Annotated in this window: 21 protein-coding genes and 1 pseudogene; 17 read left to right on the forward strand and 5 right to left on the reverse strand. The window is 57.4% G+C overall.

Annotation, left to right across the window (positions count from 1 at the left end):
- Window positions 1–44: 44 nt before the first annotated feature.
- Window positions 45–680 (forward strand): class I SAM-dependent methyltransferase, encoded by a 636-nt coding sequence (locus QZ487_RS07725; RefSeq protein WP_296024057.1) that lies wholly within the window; start codon window positions 45–47, stop codon window positions 678–680.
- 59 nt (window positions 681–739) lie between these two features.
- Here QZ487_RS07725 and QZ487_RS07730 read toward each other — a convergent pair whose 3' ends face one another.
- On the reverse strand, window positions 740–3,412 hold the full coding sequence (locus QZ487_RS07730; RefSeq protein WP_296024059.1) for a ribonuclease E/G: 2,673 nt from the start codon (window positions 3,410–3,412) through the stop codon (window positions 740–742).
- Between the two features lie 448 nt (window positions 3,413–3,860).
- Here QZ487_RS07730 and QZ487_RS07735 point away from each other — a divergent pair, with 448 nt between their 5' ends.
- From QZ487_RS07735 to QZ487_RS07770, 8 genes are all read left to right on the forward strand, one after another.
- Window positions 3,861–4,730: an N-acetylmuramoyl-L-alanine amidase gene (locus QZ487_RS07735; protein ID WP_296024060.1), complete on the forward strand. Its 870-nt coding sequence runs from the start codon at window positions 3,861–3,863 to the stop codon at window positions 4,728–4,730.
- 99 nt (window positions 4,731–4,829) lie between these two features.
- Window positions 4,830–7,334: a transglycosylase domain-containing protein gene (locus QZ487_RS07740; protein WP_296024062.1), complete on the forward strand. Its 2,505-nt coding sequence runs from the start codon at window positions 4,830–4,832 to the stop codon at window positions 7,332–7,334.
- A gap of 62 nt (window positions 7,335–7,396) precedes the next feature.
- Entirely contained in the window at window positions 7,397–7,930 is a 534-nt protein-coding gene (locus QZ487_RS07745) for a peroxiredoxin (RefSeq protein WP_296024063.1), read from the forward strand.
- A 93-nt stretch (window positions 7,931–8,023) separates the two neighbouring features.
- Complete coding sequence (gene prfB, locus QZ487_RS07750) at window positions 8,024–9,151, forward strand: peptide chain release factor 2 (protein WP_296024064.1); 1,128 nt, start codon at window positions 8,024–8,026, stop codon at window positions 9,149–9,151.
- 59 nt (window positions 9,152–9,210) lie between these two features.
- On the forward strand, window positions 9,211–9,867 hold the full coding sequence (locus QZ487_RS07755) for a class I SAM-dependent methyltransferase (RefSeq protein ID WP_285975082.1): 657 nt from the start codon (window positions 9,211–9,213) through the stop codon (window positions 9,865–9,867).
- A gap of 117 nt (window positions 9,868–9,984) precedes the next feature.
- A complete protein-coding gene (gene fabA / locus QZ487_RS07760; RefSeq protein WP_285975083.1) occupies window positions 9,985–10,494 on the forward strand; it encodes a bifunctional 3-hydroxydecanoyl-ACP dehydratase/trans-2-decenoyl-ACP isomerase in 510 nt (169 codons plus the stop codon).
- A 25-nt stretch (window positions 10,495–10,519) separates the two neighbouring features.
- Window positions 10,520–11,749, forward strand: coding sequence for a beta-ketoacyl-ACP synthase II (locus QZ487_RS07765; RefSeq protein ID WP_285975084.1), 1,230 nt, complete (start codon window positions 10,520–10,522; stop codon window positions 11,747–11,749).
- 44 nt (window positions 11,750–11,793) lie between these two features.
- Window positions 11,794–12,582 carry an enoyl-ACP reductase gene (locus tag QZ487_RS07770; protein WP_285975085.1) on the forward strand — a complete coding sequence of 263 codons (789 nt, stop codon included), beginning with the start codon at window positions 11,794–11,796 and terminating at the stop codon, window positions 12,580–12,582.
- A 103-nt stretch (window positions 12,583–12,685) separates the two neighbouring features.
- Here QZ487_RS07770 and QZ487_RS07775 read toward each other — a convergent pair whose 3' ends face one another.
- Window positions 12,686–13,129 (reverse strand): nuclear transport factor 2 family protein, encoded by a 444-nt coding sequence (locus tag QZ487_RS07775; RefSeq protein ID WP_367114442.1) that lies wholly within the window; start codon window positions 13,127–13,129, stop codon window positions 12,686–12,688.
- A gap of 42 nt (window positions 13,130–13,171) precedes the next feature.
- Complete coding sequence (locus tag QZ487_RS07780; protein ID WP_296024067.1) at window positions 13,172–14,185, reverse strand: D-glycerate dehydrogenase; 1,014 nt, start codon at window positions 14,183–14,185, stop codon at window positions 13,172–13,174.
- A 70-nt stretch (window positions 14,186–14,255) separates the two neighbouring features.
- Here QZ487_RS07780 and QZ487_RS07785 point away from each other — a divergent pair, with 70 nt between their 5' ends.
- Entirely contained in the window at window positions 14,256–14,747 is a 492-nt protein-coding gene (locus QZ487_RS07785) for an SH3 domain-containing protein (RefSeq protein ID WP_296024069.1), read from the forward strand.
- A 6-nt stretch (window positions 14,748–14,753) separates the two neighbouring features.
- On the opposite strand, the gene QZ487_RS07790 is transcribed toward QZ487_RS07785, so the two are convergent.
- Window positions 14,754–15,071 (reverse strand): hypothetical protein, encoded by a 318-nt coding sequence (locus QZ487_RS07790; protein ID WP_296024070.1) that lies wholly within the window; start codon window positions 15,069–15,071, stop codon window positions 14,754–14,756.
- Window positions 15,072–15,251: 180 nt separating this feature from the next.
- The gene (locus tag QZ487_RS07795; protein WP_296024071.1) at window positions 15,252–16,448 is read right to left on the reverse strand and encodes an acetyl-CoA C-acyltransferase; all 1,197 of its coding nucleotides are present in this window, start codon (window positions 16,446–16,448) and stop codon (window positions 15,252–15,254) included.
- A gap of 186 nt (window positions 16,449–16,634) precedes the next feature.
- Between QZ487_RS07795 and QZ487_RS07800 the strand changes: the two genes are divergently transcribed.
- From QZ487_RS07800 to QZ487_RS07830, 7 genes and pseudogenes are all read left to right on the forward strand, one after another.
- Window positions 16,635–18,065: a coniferyl aldehyde dehydrogenase gene (locus QZ487_RS07800; RefSeq protein WP_285975091.1), complete on the forward strand. Its 1,431-nt coding sequence runs from the start codon at window positions 16,635–16,637 to the stop codon at window positions 18,063–18,065.
- Window positions 18,065–18,847 (forward strand): hypothetical protein, encoded by a 783-nt coding sequence (locus QZ487_RS07805; protein ID WP_296024073.1) that lies wholly within the window; start codon window positions 18,065–18,067, stop codon window positions 18,845–18,847. Before QZ487_RS07800 ends, QZ487_RS07805 begins: the two co-directional genes overlap by 1 nt.
- A complete protein-coding gene (locus QZ487_RS07810) occupies window positions 18,757–19,302 on the forward strand; it encodes a hypothetical protein (protein WP_296024075.1) in 546 nt (181 codons plus the stop codon). The genes QZ487_RS07805 and QZ487_RS07810 overlap by 91 nt, the downstream gene beginning before the upstream one ends.
- A gap of 117 nt (window positions 19,303–19,419) precedes the next feature.
- Entirely contained in the window at window positions 19,420–19,794 is a 375-nt protein-coding gene (locus QZ487_RS07815; RefSeq protein ID WP_285976981.1) for an NADH-quinone oxidoreductase subunit A, read from the forward strand.
- A 68-nt stretch (window positions 19,795–19,862) separates the two neighbouring features.
- Window positions 19,863–20,396: an NADH-quinone oxidoreductase subunit B family protein gene (locus tag QZ487_RS07820; RefSeq protein ID WP_285976982.1), complete on the forward strand. Its 534-nt coding sequence runs from the start codon at window positions 19,863–19,865 to the stop codon at window positions 20,394–20,396.
- Window positions 20,393–21,007 (forward strand): annotated as a pseudogene (locus tag QZ487_RS07825) (NADH-quinone oxidoreductase subunit C); the annotation flags it as partial. The gene QZ487_RS07820 and the pseudogene QZ487_RS07825, both read left to right, overlap by 4 nt.
- Before the next feature lie 11 nt (window positions 21,008–21,018).
- On the forward strand, window positions 21,019–21,796 hold a 778-nt coding region (locus tag QZ487_RS07830; protein WP_296024076.1), incomplete at its 3' end, for an NADH-quinone oxidoreductase subunit D.

The raw sequence follows: 21,796 nt of genomic DNA on the forward strand, positions 1-21,796 counted from the left end.
ATAGTCTCTTCGCAATTCAACGCCGGTCTTGGAGAGTGGTGCCGATGGGATTGCAAACTTGGTACGATGCACATCTGATGCCGAAACTTGTCACATTTGCTTGCGGGCAGGGGCAAGTGATGAAGCGACGTTCACAACTCGTACCGCTTGCGACGGGCGATGTATTTGAGCTCGGTTGCGGCGGCGGGCTCAATCAGGAATTCTATCAAACCAGTCAAATATCGAGCTTTTCGGGCATCGATCCGCACGCGGGATTGCTCGACGATGCGCGCGCTCGTGCGAGTGCGCGTGGATGGGACAATACGATCCGTGAAGGCGTGGGCGAGAACATCCCGTTTCGTGACGCGAGTTTTGACACAGTTGTGTGCACCTTTACGCTCTGCTCGGTCGACGATCCGGATCAGGTCATGTCGGAGATGCGGCGTATCTTGCGCCCTGGAGGCAGGCTGCTGTTTCTGGAGCACGGGCGCACGCCGGACGTTGATGTGGCGCGATGGCAGGACAGGATCGAGCCGGTCTGGAAGAAGATTGCCGGTGGTTGCCACCTCACGCGCCCAATTGTTGCGGCGTTGCGCGGCGCTGGTTTCGATGTCGAGCCAATGGGTCAGGGCTATCTGCCCAAGGCGCCGCGTTTTGCGGGATGGAACGAATGGGGCATTGCCCGCAAGGCCGGGCTTTAGTTCAGGACCCTACATCGGTTTGAGTTGCGGGTGCAGCCTGAGCCACACCCGCGCGATACTCATTCCTCGCCAAAGGTTCGCTGCCACCAGCCGCGTTTGGGCTTGCCATCATCATCGGCCTTGTCAGCGGTCGAATTTTGCTCGCTTGCCTCGGCTGTTCTGGTCTCAGCGCTTTCAGAAGCGGCCTTGGCTTTGCGCGGTGCGGACTTCTTCTTCGGCTTTTCTTCTTCGGCCGGGGCTTCATCGGCAGATGAAGTCACTTCATCCGTTGCGGATTCTGCGTGGGCCTTTTTCTTTCGCGGCGCGCGCTTCTTTTTCGGCTTTGCCTCTTCAACAGGCGCTTCGCTAGCCTCGGTCGCCGCGGGAGTGTCGGCGTCAGCCATCGCTTCAGTGTCTGCCTTCTTCCGGCGAGGGGCGCGCTTCCGCTTGGACTTTTCTGTCGGTGCATCATCGGCTATTTCTGCATCGGAAACGGTGTCAGCCTCAGCCTCGGCACCAGCCTCGGCTGCTTCGTTTTCTGTTGCGCCTTCGTCAACTGACTTGCCTTTGCCACGACGGCCTCTGCCACCACGCCGGCGACGTTTCTTTGGCTTCTCTTCGCCGTCGTCGTCAGTTTCGGTTCCGGGCCGCTCAGCTTCGTCTTCACTGCCTTCGCCCTCGACTTGGTCTTCGCGACGCTTCTTACTGCGGCCACGCCCACCACGGCGCCGGCGGCGATTCTTCTTAGCCGCGCTGTAATCGTCTTCCTCAGCGCCGAATACCTCTTCGGGCAGATCGTCATCGTCATCATCGTCGACAATTGGTTCGAATTTCGGTCGTTCGGTGGGGCGAGGGCCAGCGCTGGCAACCGCCATTTTCGCGCCTTCGTCTTCGCCTTCGGGAATTACCTCTACACTCACACCGTAACGCTGTTCGATCTCGACCAGATCGTCACGCTTCGAATTGAGCAGATAGATGGCTGCTTCGGTGCTGGCAGCAAGGCGGATAATCGTGCCTTTGCCCTTCGCAGCTTCATCTTCGATCAAGCGCAGCGCGGAAAGCCCCGCACTGGATGCTGTGCGAACCAGACCGGTACCATCACAATGCGGGCATTCGCGAGTGGTCGCTTCCAACACGCCTGTGCGCAGGCGTTGGCGGCTCATCTCCATCAAACCGAAGCCGGAAATGCGACCAACCTGAATCCGCGCACGATCGTTTTTGAGCGCGTCTTTCATCGCGCGTTCGACTTTGCGGACATTGGAATTGTATTCCATGTCGATGAAGTCAATCACGACAAGTCCGGCCATATCGCGCAGGCGAAGCTGACGTGCGATCTCGCGCGCTGCCTCGACATTCGTCGCGACAGCGGTTTGTTCAATGCCGTGCTGTTTAGTTGATCGGCCTGAGTTGATGTCGATCGACACCAAAGCTTCGGTGGGGTTGATGACCAGATAGCCGCCTGATTTCAGCTGCACGACAGGATCATACATAGCGCGCAACTGATCTTCCGCTCCGTAGCGCTGGAACAGCGGGACCGGATCGGAATATGCCTTTATCCGGCGCGCGTGGCTTGGCATCAACAGCTTCATGAACTGCTTGGCCAATTTGTAGCCATCTTCGCCTTCAACGACGACTTCTTCAATTTCGCGATTGTAAATGTCGCGGATCGCACGCTTGATCAGGTCGGAATCCGAGTGGATCAAAGCAGGCGCGGTAGACGACAGCGTCTTCTGGCGGATCTCATCCCAAAGGCGAGCAAGGTAATCGAAGTCGCGCTTGATCTCTGGCTTCGTCCGCGAAAGGCCAGCTGTTCGAACAATAAGACCCATAGTCTTCGGCAGCTTCAAATCCGCAATAATTTGCTTCAGGCGCTTACGGTCGCTGGATGAATTGATCTTCCGGCTAATTCCGCCGCCGTGACTGCTGTTCGGCATCAGCACTGTGTAGCGACCAGCGAGACTTAGATAGGTGGTAAGGGCTGCACCCTTGTTGCCGCGCTCTTCTTTCACGACCTGCACCAACAGAACCTGGCGGCGTTGGATTACATCCTGAATTTTGTAGCGGCGGCGCAGAGCCTGACGGCGTGCGCGAACTTCGTCGACTTCCTTGGCGCGACTCTTGCCTTTGCCTTTGCCATTACCTTGGCGGCGGCGTCCACGGCGTCCGCGACCCCGGCGAGAATCGCTCCTGTCATCATCCCGATCGTCATCTTCGTCGGACTCATCGCCTTCTGAGTCGTCGTCATCGTCATCGTCCGAACCATCGTAATCGTCGTCGCCATCGACGAGACCTTCTTCGATAGTTGAAACCTTGTCCTTCTCTGAGGTGTCAATTTCCTCGACCCCGTCTTCGGCTAGATCTTCGGCGAGCGCTTCGCCAGATTCTTCGTCTTCGGCGTCATATTCGTCGCCGGGCATTTCGCCGCGATCTTCCTCTTCGGCGCGCAGGCGGGCTTCTTCCTCTGCTGCTTCGGCTTCTTCAGCGAGCAGCGCTTCGCGATCCGCTTGCGGGATCTGGTAATAGTCCGGATGGATTTCGCTAAAGGCCAGGAAACCGTGACGGTTGCCGCCAAAGTCGACGAAAGCTGCCTGCAGCGACGGTTCGACCCTTGTTACCTTGGCGAGGTAAATGTTGCCTTTGATTTGTTTGTGTTCGGCAGATTCGAAATCAAATTCTTCGATCCGGTTGTTCTTGACTACCGCTACCCGAGTCTCCTCGTGGTGGCGCGCGTCGATGAGCATGCGCATTGCCATTATGTATTCTCCAGGCGCGGGGGCTTCGGGGCAATGCTCCGGCCGATGCGCGCCTCTGATTGTATGATGTTTGGAATGTACCAACCGTTCCATGTGAGCGGTTGGCGATAGGGTTTTGACCCGCTACGTGAACGCGTACGGGTGAAAATTCTGTTGTTTCTATTGCGAGAGAAAGACCGCAAGTCTGTGCTGCGACCCGGCCGACACTTGCCATCGCGCGTGGATCACGCGGCGCTGCAAAATCGTCGGAGGGCTGTCTATTCACTGCATCAACCTGTTGTGGGGCCTTGCAAAAATAGCTTCGCAAGGCAGCGGGAGTTGGGTTTGCGGAGGGAGCGGATGTCGCGTCTCTGCAAATGTAAACCGCTTGACAGCCTGCTAGCACCGTGGGTTTCAACCCGCAACCATATTGCGTTTACTTAGCGCAGCAACGTAACACGCTTGGTTAATGACGATACGCCAACATATCATATTGACAGGTTTGCTTCCGATCCTGCTGGTCGGGGGGTTGATGATGGCTGGCGTAAAAGTGCCCGTGCCCGAATGGGGGCGCGACTATGTGCTCCAGCTTTTGATGCCTGATGCTGCGGCCGAACTTGAGCTGCCAAATATTTACGGGCCCAGCGATCCTGCAGCCCCGCTTGTTGTGATCGATGCCGGGCATGGCGGGCGGGATCTTGGTGCCGTGGGCGCGGGTGTTCGCGAGAAGGATGTCACGCTCGCGCTGGCGATCGCATTGCGAGATGCGATTGTAGAGCAGGGGGGTATCCGGGTTGCTTTGACCCGCGAAGACGATCGTTTAATCACTTTGACTGAACGCCCCGATATCGCTCGGCGCATGGAAGCGGATCTGTTTCTGTCGATCCACGCCGATTCCGCTGGTGGCAATGAAGCGGTGAGCGGCGCCAGCATTTATACGCTGTCAGATCGCGCATCGAGTGTCGCCGCAGCCCGCTTCGCCCGGCGCGAAAATGATGCAGACCGGGTCAACGGTGTGTCGATCGAAGGCCAAAGCGGTGACGTTGCGGATCTGTTGGTTGAATTGTCGCAGCGGCGCTCTCAGGCTGAATCTGCCGAGTTCGCTGGTCTGGTGACGCGCGAAGGAGCCGGAGAGCTCGCATTCCATTCACAAGCGCAAAGGTCCGCTGATCTTGTCGTGCTGCGAACGCCTGACATGCCATCGGCACTTTTTGAATCAGGCTTCGTTACCAATCAAGACGACGCAGCGAGGCTCGCGTCTGAGGAGGGGCAGGCGCAGTTTGCACAAGTGATGGCGCGTGCGATCCGGGTGTACTTCATCCGCCAAGGCCAGATTTAAGCCTCCGGTTTTGCCCGTTTCTGCACAGTTCATCGCGAAGTATGTAGCAAGACGCGGAAACCGCGTGCTAAAGCGCCGTCCGAGCTACAAGATCCGACCATGAACAAAGCAATCACCTTCGACCTCGATTACATCCGCGCGCGTTTGCAAGGCGATAGCTTGGCCTCGCTCGCGTGGTTTAGGGAAAACTGGCGTCAGCAGCGCCTGTTTCGCTGGGGTGCGGCGGCCTTGGGTGCGTTCGTCCTGCTGCTGATTGCATCATGGTTCTTGCTAGCACGCGGATTACCCGATGCAGAAGGGCTGGTTGACTATGAGACACCCCTGCCGACGGTTGTTCGCGGAATCGATGGTGAGATTGTCCATTCCTATGCCCGAGAACGGCGCGTACAGCTGCAATATGCGGATTTCCCTGAGCAATTGATCGAGGCTTATCTCGCTGCAGAGGACAAGACATTTTTCACTCACGGCGGGGTGGACCTGACCGGCACGGCAGGTGCGGTTGTCGACTATGTCAGCAAGTTGAGCTCGGGCGAGCGCGCGGTTGGAGGCTCTACCATCACTCAACAGGTCGCAAAGAACCTGCTGCTTGGCGACGAGTATTCCGTTACTCGCAAGCTCAAAGAGATGATCCTGGCGACACGAATCGAGAGCGTGCTCACCAAACAGGAAATTCTCGAACTCTATCTCAATGAAATCCCGCTGGGCCGCCGCAGTTTCGGAGTACAGGCCGCGGCACAGGCTTATTTCGATAAAGATGTTGCCGACCTGGAGCTGCACGAGATGGCATTCTTGGCGATCCTGCCAAAGGCGCCAGAGCGATATGGCCGTGCGCGCAATGCCGAGCTGGCGATGGATCGCCGCAATTTTGTCCTCAGCCAGATGGAGAATAACGGATTCATCTCTGCTCAAGAAATGCGTGCGGCGCAAGACCAGCCGCTGGGTCTGGTCACACAGCGAAGCCTACCCTCGGTCGATGCGGGTTATTTCCTGGAGGAAGTGCGACGCCAGTTGCTTGCGGATTTTGGCGAGACAGCGGACGACGGCCCGAATAGCGTATACGCCGGTGGTCTTTGGGTGCGCACATCGCTCGACCCTGCGTTGCAGACAGCCGCGCGTGACGCATTGCGCAATGGCCTGAACAGCTACCATGGCAGTCGTGGCTGGGCCGGCCCAATCGCGACTATCGATGTCAGCCAAGGCAATTGGGCAAGTCAGTTGCAAAGTTCCTTCCTGGGAATCCGCTATGAGGATTGGCGCATTGGCGTTGTCACCAAAAGCAGCGGCAGTTCTGCGACAATCGGGTTCGCTAGTGGTGATGAAGCACCGCTCGTCAGCCCGCCACCTGCTCTGAAAGCGGGTGACGTGGTCGCGGTCCGGCCAACCGGTAGCGGCTTTCGGATTGGCGTGCTGCCAGAGGTATCGGGCGGATTTCTGGCGCAATCTGTCCAGACGGGACGCATGCTTGCCATGCAAGGCGGGTTTGATTTCCGCCTGAGTGATTTCAACCGCGCGACGCAGGCGGAACGACAACCGGGATCAACTATCAAGCCGTTCGTGTACGCAACTGGACTTGATAACGGTATGACCCCCGCCAGCGAAGTTCCGGACCAAACCTTTTGTTACTACCAAGGCTCAAATTTGGGCGAGAAATGCTTCCGCAACTTCGGTGGTGAAGGTGGCGGTGTGCACACCATGCGCTGGGGACTGGAGCAATCACGCAATCTGATGACCATCCATATCGCGATGGAAGCGGGCATGGAGCAGGTAAATAATACTTTCGAACGGTTGGGGATCGGATCTTATGAACCCTATCCTGCCTTTGCTCTGGGGGCAGGCGACACGACTGTTCAGAAAATGGTCAACGCCTATGCTGCGCTGGCCAATCACGGTCGGCTGAACAAACCGACCGTCATCGACTATGTCCAGAACCGCCGAGGCGAGGTCATCTGGCGTGCGGACAACCGCCGTTGCGATCGCTGCAATATGTCCGAATGGGACGGGCAGCCCATGCCGCGTTTCGGCTTGAAGGGCGAAGAGGCAATGGACGCACGTACAGCGTTCCAGACTGTTCATATGCTGGAAGGCGTTGTCACACGCGGCACCGCCACCCGATTGCGCGATCTCGATCTGCCATTGTTTGGCAAGACCGGCACGACATCCGGCCCGACCAACGCATGGTTTGTTGGTGGCACGCCAGAGATAGTGGCCGGCGTCTATGTGGGTCATGACCAGCCGCGCAATCTGGGTGGATGGGTTCAGGGTGGCAATACCGCCGCGCCGATCTTCAAGGAATTTGTCCAAAAGACACGTGAGCGATGGAGTGATCAACCTGCTGTGGCACCGGCAGGCATTCGCATGGTCCGTATCGATCGCAAGAGCGGCAAACGTGTTTTCGATGGCGATCCTTCGGATGACCCGCAAGCAACGGTAATCTGGGAAGCATTCAAGCCTCACACGGAACCACCGCGCGAAACGCGCCAAGATCAGATCGCAGAGCTGCGCGAGGAATTGCTTGCGCTTATTCGCCGAGGCACGGACGCAAACCTCTCTTCAAGCGACGGCCAGCCCAGCGACTTCGTGGAAGAACAAGGTGGAATCTATTGATCTCCGGGATCAAAGGCGCGCTTTGAACGCTTGGGTGAAGAATAGGGAAACTGGAAACCATTATGCGCAAACTTGTTCTCACCGCTGCCTTGGCACTTGGCCTGGCTGTTCCGGCGTCTGCTGACCTGCCCACGGGCGCTCAAGCGCCTCTGTTCACGACACAGGCGGCTTTGGCGGGACAGAAGTATGGCTTCAGCCTGCGCAGCGCTCTCGCGAAGGGGCCAGTGGTCCTTTATTTTTACCCCAAAGCTTTCACCAAGGGATGCACACTGGAGGCAAATGCCTTTGCTGAGGCCATGCCCGAGTTCAAGGCGCTGGGTGCCACGGTGGTCGGCCTATCCAATGACGATATCGAAACACTGAAGCGTTTCTCGACTGAGGAATGCCGCGACGCCTTTGCGGTCGGTGTCGCCAGCCGGCGGATCGTCGAAGCATACGATGTTGCACTGGTTCGAAATGGTCAGGACACAGGTGTCACTTCGCGCACAAGCTATGTCATCGCGCAAAGCGGCGAGATCGTAATGGTTCACTCGGACATGGACTACAGCGATCACGTGCGCAAAACCCTTGAAGAGGTGCGGATGCTCGCTAGCTGAGTGCAAGATAGCCGTGTTCAGCGCGGCTCAATCGCTTTACAATCACATATGTTGCGCTAATCGCGTGCGCCTAAATTGTGCGAAGGATTTGTTATGCGTGCCGAAGGGCAGGCCAATATTGACCGGATCAAAGCGGCGCTGGCTCTTGTGCGTCAATCGCTCGACTGGGACGTTGCGTTGCGTCGGCTCGATGAGCTGAACGCGCGCGTGCAGGACCCCACGCTGTGGGACAATCCCAAGGAAGCGCAGGCGCTCAGCCGCGAGCAAAAGACGCTTGAGACCGCGGTCAATACAGTCAACGAGATTTCCGCCGAGATGGCGGACGCGATCGAATTCATCGAGATGGGCGAAGCCGAGGGCGAAGAGGATATCGTCAATGATGGTCTCAAGAGCCTGGAGAAGCTGGCGGATCGGTCCGATGCGGACAAGGTTCAGGCGCTGTTGTCGGGCGAAGCGGACGGCAATGATACTTATCTCGAGATCCACGCCGGCGCTGGCGGAACAGAGAGCCAGGATTGGGCGGAGATGCTTTTCCGCATGTATGGCCGTTGGGCTGAACGGCGCGGTTTCAAGGTAGAAACAGTCGAATATCAGTCTGGCGATCAGGCCGGCATCAAATCGGCAACGCTGCTGTTGAAGGGCGAAGGCGCCTATGGCTACGCCAAGACTGAAAGCGGTGTGCATCGCCTTGTCCGGATCAGTCCCTATGACAGCGCAGCCAAACGCCATACAAGCTTCAGCTCTGTCTGGGTCTACCCGGTGATCGATGATGATATCGATATCGAGATCGATCCGTCTGATTTGAAGATCGACACCTATCGTGCGTCGGGCGCAGGCGGCCAGCACGTCAACACCACAGACAGCGCCGTTCGAATTACGCACCAACCGACCGGGATTGTGGTGGCTAGCCAGAATGATCGCAGCCAGCACAAGAACCGTGCGACCGCAATGAACATGCTGAAGGCGCGTCTTTTCGAGCGTGAAATGGCAGAGCGCGAAGCAGCGGCAAGCGGCGAATATCAGGAAAAGAGCGATATTGGTTGGGGTCACCAGATCCGATCTTACGTTTTGCAACCGTATCAAATGGTGAAGGACCTGCGCACGGGCGTGACTTCAAGTTCGCCTGACAAAGTGCTTGATGGAGAACTGGATCAGTTCATCTCCGCCGCTTTGGCGCAGCAGGTGACCGGCGAAACTGTTGAAGTGGAAGACGTCGAATAGTGTTGAACAGAGCCGTCCTCTTGCTGGTTTGCGCGCTGACTCTTGCGGGGTGCGACCAAATGAGCGGAGCCGGTGATCGTCCGGACAGCGCGCGTAGATTTCCCGAGGCAGACAGGCCAGTATCCGGGCTTGGCTCAACAGAATTCTCGAGCGAAGATGCGCGCGACGAGCGCGGTGAAGCGCAAAAGGTGATGGACCTGGCAGAGGTCAGCGTGGGAATGACTGTTGCCGATATCGGCGCAGGTGAAGGGTATTACACCGTCCGCCTCGCCGAGAAGGTTGGCGAGGATGGCCGCGTCCTTGCACAAGATATCGACCGCGATGCTTTGGACCGGCTCGGGGAGCGCGTCGAGCGGGAGCGTATCGACAATGTATCGATCAAGCTGGGGCGCGAGGATGATCCGCAACTGCCACCAGACAGTTTTGACCGCGTGTTTTTGGTCCATATGTATCACGAGGTGAGCGAACCTTACGCCTTTCTTTGGCGGCTCTGGCCTGCTTTGGCAGAAGGTGGGCAGGTGATTGTGGTCGACACCGATCGCCCCACCGATCAGCACGGCATTCCGCCTTTGCTTCTGTCTTGCGAGTTTGAAGCGGTCGGTTATCAGCTCGTTGAGTTTCTGGAGAAGCCTGACATTCGTGGCTACTTTGCGCGATTTGAACGGGCTGACACCCGGCCAGCTGAGGGCAAAATCACCGGCTGCGCGCTCAAGTAAGCTTCGCGCGGCGAGATCAATCACCAATCACGCATCAGCGCGCCCTTTTCCTCTGCAAAGCAGGGTGCTAGGCGCTGCAATCACTCTTGGGGCAACAGGTGAGGAGTACCGCCGCGGATGACCGATTTTCCAACCAGTTTTGACAAAGAAGATCTGTTGAAATGCTCACGCGGTGAGTTGTTTGGTCCAGGCAATGCACAATTGCCGGCCCCACCAATGCTGATGATGGACCGGATCACCCAAATCTCCGGCGAAGGCGGCCTTGATGGCAAAGGTCATGTGGTGGCAGAATTTGATATCACACCAGAGCTTTGGTTCTTCGATTGTCACTTTCCCGGAAACCCGATCATGCCAGGCTGTTTGGGGCTGGATGGACTTTGGCAGCTGACAGGCTTCAACCTTGGATGGCGCGGTTGGAAAGGGCGCGGCTATGCGCTTGGTGTGGGTGAAGTGAAGCTGACCGGCATGGTGCGGCCTGACCGAAAGATGCTCACCTATTACGTCGACTTTACCAAGGCTGTTCAAACCCGCCGTTTGACCATGGGGGTCGCTGATGGACGCGTCGAAGCCGATGGTGAGACCATCTATCAAGTAAAAGATATGAAAGTTGCTCTCTCTGAAGCCTGATCGGGCCAGAGGCAGAAAGGATCACATGCGTCGCGTCGTCATAACAGGGCTGGGGATCGTATCCTCGATTGGCAATAATGCTGCCGAGGTGCTGTCCGCATTGAAGGCGGGCAAATCCGGCATTTCATTTAATGAGGACATGGCCGAGCACGGCTTCCGTTCGCAGGTTGCCGGGGCGATTGACCTTGATCTGACCGAGCATGTGGACAAGCGCACGCTTCGCTTCATGGGCCCGGGAGCGGCCTATGCACATATCGCCATGGGTCAGGCAATTGCCGACGCTGGTCTTGAGGAAAAGGACGTGATCAATCCGATGACCGGCGTGATTGCCGGTTCGGGCGGTCCGTCAACTTCGGCGATGTTCGCGGCGCATCAGTCGGTGCTGAGCACCGGAGCGACGAAGCGTATCGGCCCGTTTGCCGTACCGAAAACCATGTCTTCTACGGTCAGCGCCAATCTGGCGACGGCCTATCAGATCAAGGGCATGAATTTCTCGATTACATCCGCGTGCTCCACGTCGTTGCACTGCATCGGCATGGCTGCGCAGCAGATCGCGCTGGGCCAGCAGGATGTGATGTTTGGCGGCGGCGGAGAGGAACTGGACTGGACGTTGTCGTGCCTGTTCGATGCGATGGGCGCCATGTCGAGCAAATATAACGACACTCCAGAGCGTGCTTCGCGTGCCTTTGATGCCGATCGCGATGGTTTTGTGATCGGCGGCGGCGGCGCCATCCTGGTGTTGGAAAGCCTTGAACATGCGCAGGCGCGCGGCGCGAAAATCTACGCTGAAGTGACCGGTTTCGGCGCTACGTCGGACGGTGCAGACATGGTCGCACCTTCGGGCGAGGGCGGCGAACGCGCGATGCGGGGTGCGCTCAGAACGCTTAGTGAAGATCGCAAGGTAAGCTACATCAACGCACATGGAACTTCGACGCCGGTTGGCGATGTGGGCGAAATTGAAGCGGTGCGGCGGGTCTTCGGAGAAGGCTCAACTCCGCCGGTCAGCTCTACCAAATCGATGACGGGCCACAGTCAGGGCGCGACGGGTGCACAAGAAGCGGCCTATTGCCTGCTCGCACTGGAGAACGACTTCATCATCCCGTCGATCAATGTAGAAACACTCGATCCCGCGCTTAAGCCGGAGGAAATTGCTACTGAACTGGTTGAGAACGCTGGGCTCGATACGGTGATGACCAATTCATTCGGATTTGGCGGCACGAATGGTTCGATGCTGCTATCGAAGTTCCACGGTTAGAATTCTAGCGAGGGTTTTGGAACCCGAAGGCGGAGGTATTGGACATGGGTGTGCTTGACGGAAATCGTGGCCTCGTGATGGGCGTCGCCAATGATCGGTCGATCGCATGGGGCATTGCCAAGGCTTGCGCCGAAGCCGGGGCAGACCTGGCCTTTACTTATCAGGGCGAAGCGTTTGGCAAGCGGTTGGCGCCACTTGCAGAAAGCCTGGGTTCCGACATCATGCTCGACGTTGACGTTACCGACGACGCGTCTCTTGATGCAGCATTCGAGGCGCTGCAAAAGCGCTGGGACCGTCTGGATTTCGTGATCCATGCGATCGCCTATTCTGACAAATCTGAATTGACCGGACGCATCCTCGATACCACCCGCGCGAATTTCAAGAACTCGCTCGACATATCTGCTTACAGCTTCATCGAAGTGGCGCGCCGCGCGCACCCCATGATGGCCGAGCATGGCGGCACCCTGTTGACGCTGAGTTACATGGGATCCAACCGTGTCACACCGAATTACAACGTTATGGGTGTTGCCAAGGCAGCGCTGGAAGCGGCAGCGCGTTATTTGGCCAACGATCTTGGCCCAGAGGGCATTCGGGTCAATGTGATCAGCCCTGGGCCCATGAAAACATTGGCTGGGTCGGCTATTGGCGGCGCAAGGCGGACATTCAAGCACACCGATGCCAATGCACCGCTACGAAGCAATGCGACGTTGGAAGCGGTAGGCGGAACAGCTGTTTATCTGTGTTCAGACGCGGGAGCCTGCACAACGGGCGAAAACATCCGGGTCGACGGCGGTTTCCATGTTCTGGGAATGCCGCAAGCCGAAAATCTTTAGGCAATTGGCCCCCGCTTTTCGGGGTTGGCCATTCGATATTGATTTGATGGAAACTCGGGAGCTGGTCGAGATTGATCTCGTTTGAAGAGATCGCTTTGGCCGCTTACCGCCAGAGCTGCATTTCGCGGATGAGGCCCGGCAAGTTCTCGTTTGTATCCGGGCGTGAAATGGTGGGTTCAACCAGCTTCCATTTGCGGCGCAGGCGGCCACGCTGCCAAAGGTCCGTAATCCACACCTCACCTTCCAGCTTTTCTGTGCCGATGCGTGCTTCGACCGACATGCGCGCTGCAAAGACCGCCATCTTCTTGTGACGGCGGACGTACAGGTCCTTGAAACGATATGCACACAGCTGAAAACGCGTGGTTGCCGCTTCCAGCCAGCTGGGCCGGTCCAGAATCGCGGAAGTCAGTGCGCCCAGCAGGAACACAAAATCGCCAGTGGCGAGCGATTTCATGCCATTGCGATCGCGGTTCATCCAGCTGCGCATGAATTGGTGTTCGAGCGCTTCAATCTGTGCGGTAAATTCGTCTATGAGCCGTGTCCTAATTGACTAACACGCCAACGCAAGCACGAAACGCACAAGCGACATTTATAAGCCGATTAGCACCTGATCCGGGGGGCGGTGTCCGTCCATCCAGAAGCGGATATTAGCAATGACCTTCTCACCGGAAGCTTCGCGACCTTCAGCGGTTGCGCTGCCAATATGCGGCAATGTCATAACGTTGGGGATCTTGAGCAAGCGCCGATCAACATTGGGCTCATCGGGGTACACATCGAGTCCTGCCCCAGCCAGATGCCCGCTTTCCAGTGCTGATATAAGTGCCTCCTGATCGATCAGTTCACCGCGCGCAGTGTTGATGATCGAGGAGCCCGGTTTCATCATCGCGATGCGCCTGGCATCGATCATACCGCGCGTGTCCTCTGTCATCGGGCAATGCAGGGTCAGGATATCCGCTTCGGCGACCAGTGTATCTATATCCGGCACATAACGTGCGGCCAGCATGCGCTCGACAGCTTCGGGCATGGGTTTGCGATTGTAATAGGCGATTTCCATGCCAAAGGCGCGCGCACGGTGCGCAACTGCCTGTCCAATCCGGCCCATGCCGATTATCCCAAGCACTTTGCCGCCCAGCTTGCGGCCAAGCATGCCGGATGGCGCCCATCCGGTCCATTTGCCGCTGCGCACCAGGCCAACGCCTTCGCGGATTCGCCTTGGGACACCGATTATCCCGGCCATAGCTATATCGGCGGTATCATCCGTGAAAACGCCGGGGGTATTGGTTACAATGATCTTGGCCGCCCGAGCGGCCTCAAGGTCAATATGATCCGTGCCCGAACCGAAACTAGCGATCAGCTTCAATTGATCGCCAGCCTGCGCGATCATATCGGCATCAATCCGGTCTGTGACTGCTGGCACCAGAACATCCGCTCTTTGCATTGCCGAAATCAGTTGTTCGCGGGTCAAGGGCGTATCGCTACTGTTGAACTCGGCTTCAAACAATTCACCCATCCGTGTCTCAACCGAGGGCATCAAATGGCGCGTTACGATCACACGCGGAGTGTGATCGATTGGTTTGATCGGTTTGCTGGGATCGCTAGGCATGTATGCGGCGCTAATCGTAGCAGTGGCAAAGGGTCAAGTGGTGATCCGTTTCATCTTGAAGCGAAGAGCAATGAGGCTGTATGGAATCGGCATGCGCTGGCTTCTGTCCATTCTTGTGTTCACAATTGGGCTGGGTGCATTCAGTCCGACTGTCGCGCAGGATAACGAAGTGCCGTATTGGGCCTCAATCGCATCATCCGAAGTGCGGATGCGGGTAGGGCCAAGCCGCGATTTTCCGATCCAGTGGGTCTACAAGCGACGCGGTCTGCCGATTAAGGTTGTTCGTGTGCAGGAAAGTTGGCGCCTGGTTGAAGACCCAGACGGTACGCGGGGCTGGATGGCCTCAAGCTTGTTGAGCCGAGGGCGAACAGCGCTGGTGATTGGCGAAGGCCTTGTCGCGATGCACGACGCGGCTTCCGACCAAGCCAATCTCAAATGGAACGTCGAACCGGGTGTGGTCGGCAAACTTGGCGCCTGCGAATCAGGCTGGTGCGAGTTTGATGTTGAAGGACGCGCTGGCTGGGTTCCGGAAAGCCGGCTCTGGGGAACCGGAGCGCCCTAAACCGCGCTATTCAGCCGCAATCGTCTCGCTGCTGCTATCGGTCTCTTCCGCAATTGGGGTTACGACATAGCTTTGCGAGCCATCATCGCGTGTGGTGCGGAAACTGCCATCTTCGCCGGCCCGTTCATTGGTCCAGCAGCGTTCCTGCTCTTCATCGCCATACCCTTCTGGGTCAAAGCAAAGTTCATCCTCGGCAGTGCGCCAGGTACCACCACCAACAACTTCCTCATTCTCGCCGTAATCAACATAGGTCCCATCTTCGTTAAAACGAGTGGTGCCGTAGACTGTCGTGTCGTCACCAACGGAGTAAAGCCCGGGCTGCACCGATGCAGCTTCAGCTTGTTATTACGCGTCTGGTTCAGGGGCAGGCGCCGCCGCTTGTTCGCAGGCGGTGAGTGCGGTCATGGCGACGATAGAAATTGCAATTTTCATAATGAAATCCCCTGATCACATGTTGTAATCGAGGGGATACCATAGTTCCTGTCGTGGGCAAAAGAGCCGGGGTTATGCGAGCTCGATGGCGATAGCTGTTGCTTCACCGCCGCCAATGCAGAGCGAGGCAACACCACGTTTTTTGCCCTGCTTCTTAAGCGCATTAAGCAGCGTTACGATAATACGTGTGCCCGATGCACCGATCGGGTGGCCAAGCGCAGTTGCGCCGCCGTTCACATTGATCTTCTCATGCGGGATGCCGATGTCGCGCATCGCGAACATGGCGACGCATGCGAAGGCTTCGTTGACTTCCCACAGGTCAACATCGTCGGTTGTCCAGCCAGCGCGCTCAAGCACTTTGGTGATCGCGCCAACCGGTGCGACGGTGAAGTCCTTCGGCTCTTGCGCGTGAGCAGCGAGCGCCACGATCTTTGCCACTGGCTCCTGCCCGTTTTCCTTGGCCACGCTTTCACGAGTGAGAACAACTGCAGCAGCGCCGTCTGAGATCGAGCTGGAAGTAGCCGCCGTGATCGTGCCGTCCTTGGCAAACGCGGGGCGCAGCGTCGGGATTTTCTCCGGCATACCGCGGCCAGGCTGTTCGTCCGTGTCGACGGTTACATCGCCTTTGCGGGTGGCGAAAGTGACCGGGACAACTTCATCAGCGAATGCGCCTGATGCAATCGCTTCGTTCGCGCGGCGGAGCGATTCAATTGAATAGCCGTCCATGTCTTCGCGGGTCAGCTGGTACTCGTCTGCAGTATCCTGAGCGAAGGTGCCCATTGCGCGGCCCGCGTCATAGGCATCTTCCAAGCCATCCAGGAACATGTGGTCATACGCGGTGTCATGGCCGATGCGTGCGCCCGAGCGGTGCTTTTGCAGCAAATACGGCGCGTTGGTCATGCTCTCCATGCCGCCAGCGATGACATAATCGATTGTACCACTGGCCAGCGCTTCTGCACCCATGATCACGGTCTGCATCCCGCTGCCGCATACTTTATTGACCGTGGTAGCCTGCACCGACTTTGGCAGACCTGCTTTCAGGGTTGCTTGACGGGCAGGGGCCTGACCCAGACCAGCCGGCAGAACGCAGCCTATATAGGACCGGTCAAATTTGTCAGGAGCAACACCAGAGCGCTCGACAGCCGCTTTGACTGCAGTTGCGCCGAGGTCGGTTGCAGACACATCGGCTAATGCGCCTTGCATGCCGCCCATCGGTGTGCGGGCGTAGCTTAGGATGACGACGGGGTCGGTGGCGGAAAACTGGGACATGTCATGTTCCTCGTTGGAGAGAGGAGAAGAATCACTTTGCGATCTAATGTTGCAATGCGGCAAACGCAAACCGTACGCTATCGGAAATACGTATTAGCTTGCGTTGGCGGGCGGCCTAAGCGAATAAAGATAGCAATTGAAAACGCATCGGCCCGGTTGGGCTGAGAGAATAGCCGGGAGAGAATAATGGCTGACGATCTTCGCCAAGAGCAGGAACGTATCCTCAAGCTGCAGCGATCTGCATTCACTCAGTCGCGTCCAGAGCCGATGAGCATGCGCAAGGACCGCATCAAGCGGGCTATGGCGCTGATCAAGGAGAATGGCGAAGATCTGGCCAAAACTATGAGCGCAGATTTCGGTAGCCGAAGCATCCAACAGTCGATGATCACAGACATTGCAGCGACAGTTGGCGCAGGCAAGCATGCGCTGAAGAATATGGACAAATGGGCGCGCGTCGAGAAACGTCCGGTGCAATTCCCATTGGGTCTCCTCGGCGCGAAAGCCGAAGTGCGTTATGAGCCAAAGGGTGTAATTGGCATCCTGAGCCCGTGGAATTTCCCGGTCAATCTGGCCTTCGCTCCGCTGATGCAGGTATTTGCCGCGGGCAACCGCGCTATGATCAAGCCGAGCGAATTTACCGAGCGTACCTCACTGCTGATGAAAGAATTGGTGAAGGAGTATTTCACCGAGGATGAGCTGGCAGTGATCACCGGTGGTCCGGAAGTGGCCGCCGCGTTCTCGTCGCTCCCATTTGATCACCTTGTTTTCACAGGCTCGACGCCAACCGGCCGCCGCGTGATGGAGGCAGCTTCTGCCAATCTGGTGCCGGTAACGCTTGAGCTAGGCGGCAAATCGCCCGTGTTCATGGGGCGCAGCGCAGATTTTGCCAAAGCTGGTGAACGTATTGCGCTGGGCAAGATGATGAATGCTGGCCAGATCTGCCTCTCACCTGATTACATGTATGTCCCTCATGACAAGGAAGAAGAGGCTATCGCAGGCGTCACCCAGGGTGTGCACAACATGTATCCGACGCTGCTTGAGAATGATGACTACGCTTCGATCGTAAGCGACCGTCATTTCGAACGTTTGCAAGGACTGGTCGAGGATGCGCGCGACAAGGGTGCAGATGTGATCGAAGTCAATCCGGGTGGGGAAGATTTCTCCAACGCGAATCAGCGCAAGATGCCACTCAACATTCTACGCAATGTCACAGATGAAATGGCAGTGATGCAGGAAGAGATTTTCGGTCCGCTGCTGCCAGTCAAGACCTACAGCCAGATCGACGAGGCGGTTGATTATGTGAACGAGCATGATCGCCCGCTGGGTCTATATTACTTCGGCCAGGACAAGGCGGAGCAGGAACGCGTGCTCACTAAGACGATCTCCGGCGGTGTGACGACCAATGACGTGATCTTCCACGTTTCCATGGAGGACCTTCCGTTCGGCGGGGTAGGACCATCGGGCATGGGCAGTTACCATGCGATCGAGGGCTTCCGTGAATTCAGCCACGCCCGTGCAGTCTATCACCAACCCAAGATCGATATTGCCAAGCTAGGCGGGTTCAAGCCGCCTTATGGTAAGGCAACAGACAAGGCCATTGCCCAAATGATGAAGTGATGCTGCGCACGTTTGTTGCAGCAATCACGCTCGGTCTAGCGGCACCTGCTTTGGCAGGGGAGGGACACGAATGGCGCCCGGTTGACGAGGCCACCGGCCAGATCCGGGATATGGAGGGCTTGGAGCAGCTCGCACGCGATTTTCCCGATGGCGGGACGGTGCGGCTGCGCATGCTTCAGCCGTTGCTCGCGGCGGGTGAGGTCGAGAAAGTCATGGGGGTACTCGAGTGGCTCTATGAGCGCGGCTATGTGTTCAGCGATGTCGCGCAAGAGCAAATCCCGAGGCTGCTTGAAGGCGTTGATCCGGGACGCATTGCGGAGCGCTTGCGCGGCGAAGCCGAAGTAATTGAAGCGAGCGAGGTTGTGGCGACCGCTCCGGCCGAGGCAGGTTTGGTAGAAGATGTTACGCCCCTTGCAAATGGCGAGGGTGTAGTGGTGACTTCGGTAAGCGAGAAATCTCTTTATGGCCCTGGACCGGTCGGAAATTGGATTGCTCTGACATTACCGAAGGCAAATGACCTGTCAGGTCTTGCAACAGACGCAGATCACAGGGTTGGATGGGTTGCGTTGGAAAACATCGATGGTTCGAAAGACGTGCGAGCCCTATTCACCGGCCTGATGGGACTTACGGGTAATCTCGACAGTACGATCTACATTGAGGCTCCAGACGGCCCACGGTATCGGGCTTACATATGGCGGCCGATGGCAAGCTGTTCGCCGGTGACCCGCAAGGTGGTGGTGTTTACACGGCGACCGCAGATGACGAGGAACTCCAGACACTAGTCTCCTCCGGGACATTTCGTTCCCCGCAAGGTCTCGCGACCAGCGAAGACAACACAAAGCTCTTCGTCAGCGATTATCGCTATGGCATTGCGATTATCGATCTGGAAACGCGCGACGTTTCGCGGCTCGCGAGCGATATCCCGGTTATCCTTGATGGGGTCGATGGGTTGTGGCGCTACGGAAGCAAATTGATCGCGGTGCAAAACGGTACATCGCCGATGCGCATCTCCGCCTTCGAACTATCCGAGGACGGCACGCGCGTAATCAGCCATCGTGTGCTTGAACAGGCGCATTCGGAGTGGACCGAGCTATTGTCCGGCAGCATCGACAGCGATGCCTTGATCTACGTCGGCAATGGTCAGTGGGACCGCTATATCGAAGGCGAGTTGAAAGAAGGCATGGAGGCACTGCCTACTCAAATCCGTCGCCTGCCGCTCGCATCCCCGGCGCAGTAATCCCCACAGTTTTACCGATACGCAACGCAAGTGCTATGAATTACACGATTCCCGCCCTTGCACCTTCGCTGCGTGGGGCTTAGAGGCGAGCGCGACTTTGCAGCGACGGGATTCATTGTGGTCGATCTTTCACAGTATCTGCCGATACTGATCTTCATCTTCATCGCGCTCGGATTGTCCGTGGCGTTTGTGTTCCTGCCCATGGGCGTTTCGCGTCTGACCGGGGCACACAATCCCGATGCGGAGAAGCTGAGCGAATATGAATGCGGATTTCCTGCGTTTGATGACGCGCGCAGCCAGTTTGACGTTCGCTTTTATCTCGTCGCAATCAGCTTCATCATCTTCGATTTGGAAGCGGCCTTCCTGTTCCCATGGGCGGTAAGCCTGGGTGAAACCGGTTGGACCGGTTGGATCGGCATGATGGTATTTCTTGGCATTCTGGCGATAGGCCTCGCCTATGAGTGGAAGAAGGGAGCTCTGGACTGGGAATGAGCACTTCTAGCAACAGCACGATTATCACGCCGCCAACCGCGCCGATCAGCGCGGCTGAAGCGGCTGCCATGATGCCAACGGCCAAGGGCGGCGAGGTACGCACGCCTGACAAGGATTACTTCGAGGCGCTGCAAACCGAGGTAAATGACAAGGGCTTCCTGGTAGCCTCGACCGAGGACGTGTTCCAATGGGCACGCACTGGTTCGCTGTGGTGGATGACATTCGGCCTGGCGTGTTGCGCGGTGGAGATGATCCACGCGAATATGCCGCGCTATGACATGGAGCGTTTCGGCGCTGCGCCGCGCGCATCCCCGCGCCAGTCAGACCTGATGATAGTCGCGGGCACGCTGTGCAACAAGATGGCGCCTGCACTGCGTAAAGTTTACGATCAGATGTCTGATCCGAAATATGTGATCAGCATGGGTAGCTGCGCCAATGGCGGGGGCTATTACCACTATTCCTACAGCGTCGTTCGCGGGTGTGACCGGATTGTGCCGGTCGATATCTATGTGCCGGGCTGCCCGCCAACCGCAGAGGCGCTGCTCTATGGCGTGATGCAGTTGCAGCGGAAAATCCGCCGCGCAGGGACGATTGAGCGATGATCGTGGTACATTCCGCTCCCAAATTCGCCAGCAATGAAGGCGTATGCGATGCTCTGGTCGTGGCGCTGGGCGATATGGTGCTTGCTTCAAAGGAAGAGCATGGCGAGATCGTGATCACGGTAAAACGTGATGCGATTGAAATCGCGCTCCGGCTGCTGCGCGACGACCACGAATATCAGCAGATGATGGAAATCGCGGGCGTCGATTACCCTGAGCGTGCTGAACGTTTCGAAGTCGTCTACATGCTGCAATCGCTGACGAAAAACCACCGCGTGATGGTGAAGCTGTCGACTGACGATGCAACGCCAGTGCCAACGATCACCACGCTATGGCCCAATGCTGGCTGGCTGGAACGCGAAGTGTTCGACCTTTATGGCGTGACCTTTGCGGGCAATCCAGACCTGCGCCGCATCCTGACCGATTACGGTTTCGAAGGGCATCCGTTCCGCAAAGACTTCCCGCTGACGGGCTACACCGAGCTGCGCTATTCCGAAGAGGAAAAGCGCGTGGTTTACGAACCGGTCGAGCTTGCGCAAGACCTGCGCCAGTTTGATTTCCTCTCGCCATGGGAAGGATCGGATTACGTCCTGCCCGGCGACGAAAAGGCAGAGGAGAGCAAATCATGAGCGTCCAACTCGAACAGTCGCCCACCACCGGTGATGAAGTCATCACCAATTACACGATCAATTTCGGGCCTCAGCACCCTGCGGCACACGGCGTGCTGCGCATGGTTATGGAGCTGGACGGCGAAGTGATCGAGCGGATCGACCCGCATGTCGGCCTGCTCCACCGCGGCACCGAGAAGCTGATCGAGCACAAGACCTATCTGCAGGCCCTGCCGTATTTTGACCGGCTCGATTACTGCTCTCCACTGGCACAGGAATACAGCTACGTTCTGGCAATCGAGAAGCTGATCAATCTGGAGGTGCCGGAGCGGGCGCAATATCTGCGCGTGCTGTTTGCCGAGCTTACCCGCATCTGCAACCACATGCTCAATATGGGCGCGCACATACTGGATGTGGGTGCGTTCACGCCGAACCTGTGGATCATGGATCTGCGCGAAGATTGCCTGAACTTCTTCGAACGCGCGTCTGGCGCACGGATGCACATGGCATGGTTCCGCCCGGGCGGCGTGCATCAGGATGTGCCGGAAAAGCTGCTGGTTGATATTGGCGAATGGCTCGACGGGCGTTTCTTCCCGCTATTTGAAGACGCAATGAGCCTGGTGATGGACAACCGCATTTTCAAACAGCGCAATGTCGATATCGCCGTGGTCAGCCGCGAAGACGCTATTGCCTGGGGCTTTAGCGGCCCGATGATCCGCGCGGCGGGTGTGCCGTGGGATCTACGCAAGTCGCAGCCGTATGATGTCTATGACCGGATGGAATTCGACATTCCCG

The organism is uncultured Altererythrobacter sp., assembly GCF_913057185.1.
Taxonomy (GTDB): Bacteria; Pseudomonadota; Alphaproteobacteria; order Sphingomonadales; family Sphingomonadaceae; genus Erythrobacter; species Erythrobacter rubellus.

Coding starts and splice junctions, on each gene's coding strand:
- QZ487_RS07725 (WP_296024057.1), top strand. CDS start 45: ATGGGATTGCAAACTTGGTACGATGCACATCTGATGCCGAAACTTGTC.
- QZ487_RS07730 (WP_296024059.1), bottom strand. CDS start 3,412: ATGGCAATGCGCATGCTCATCGACGCGCGCCACCACGAGGAGACTCGG.
- QZ487_RS07735 (WP_296024060.1), top strand. CDS start 3,861: ATGACGATACGCCAACATATCATATTGACAGGTTTGCTTCCGATCCTG.
- QZ487_RS07740 (WP_296024062.1), top strand. CDS start 4,830: ATGAACAAAGCAATCACCTTCGACCTCGATTACATCCGCGCGCGTTTG.
- QZ487_RS07745 (WP_296024063.1), top strand. CDS start 7,397: ATGCGCAAACTTGTTCTCACCGCTGCCTTGGCACTTGGCCTGGCTGTT.
- prfB (WP_296024064.1), top strand. CDS start 8,024: ATGCGTGCCGAAGGGCAGGCCAATATTGACCGGATCAAAGCGGCGCTG.
- QZ487_RS07755 (WP_285975082.1), top strand. CDS start 9,211: ATGAGCGGAGCCGGTGATCGTCCGGACAGCGCGCGTAGATTTCCCGAG.
- fabA (WP_285975083.1), top strand. CDS start 9,985: ATGACCGATTTTCCAACCAGTTTTGACAAAGAAGATCTGTTGAAATGC.
- QZ487_RS07765 (WP_285975084.1), top strand. CDS start 10,520: ATGCGTCGCGTCGTCATAACAGGGCTGGGGATCGTATCCTCGATTGGC.
- QZ487_RS07770 (WP_285975085.1), top strand. CDS start 11,794: ATGGGTGTGCTTGACGGAAATCGTGGCCTCGTGATGGGCGTCGCCAAT.
- QZ487_RS07780 (WP_296024067.1), bottom strand. CDS start 14,185: ATGCCTAGCGATCCCAGCAAACCGATCAAACCAATCGATCACACTCCG.
- QZ487_RS07785 (WP_296024069.1), top strand. CDS start 14,256: ATGAGGCTGTATGGAATCGGCATGCGCTGGCTTCTGTCCATTCTTGTG.
- QZ487_RS07795 (WP_296024071.1), bottom strand. CDS start 16,448: ATGTCCCAGTTTTCCGCCACCGACCCCGTCGTCATCCTAAGCTACGCC.
- QZ487_RS07800 (WP_285975091.1), top strand. CDS start 16,635: ATGGCTGACGATCTTCGCCAAGAGCAGGAACGTATCCTCAAGCTGCAG.
- QZ487_RS07805 (WP_296024073.1), top strand. CDS start 18,065: ATGCTGCGCACGTTTGTTGCAGCAATCACGCTCGGTCTAGCGGCACCT.
- QZ487_RS07810 (WP_296024075.1), top strand. CDS start 18,757: ATGGCGGCCGATGGCAAGCTGTTCGCCGGTGACCCGCAAGGTGGTGGT.
- QZ487_RS07820 (WP_285976982.1), top strand. CDS start 19,863: ATGATGCCAACGGCCAAGGGCGGCGAGGTACGCACGCCTGACAAGGAT.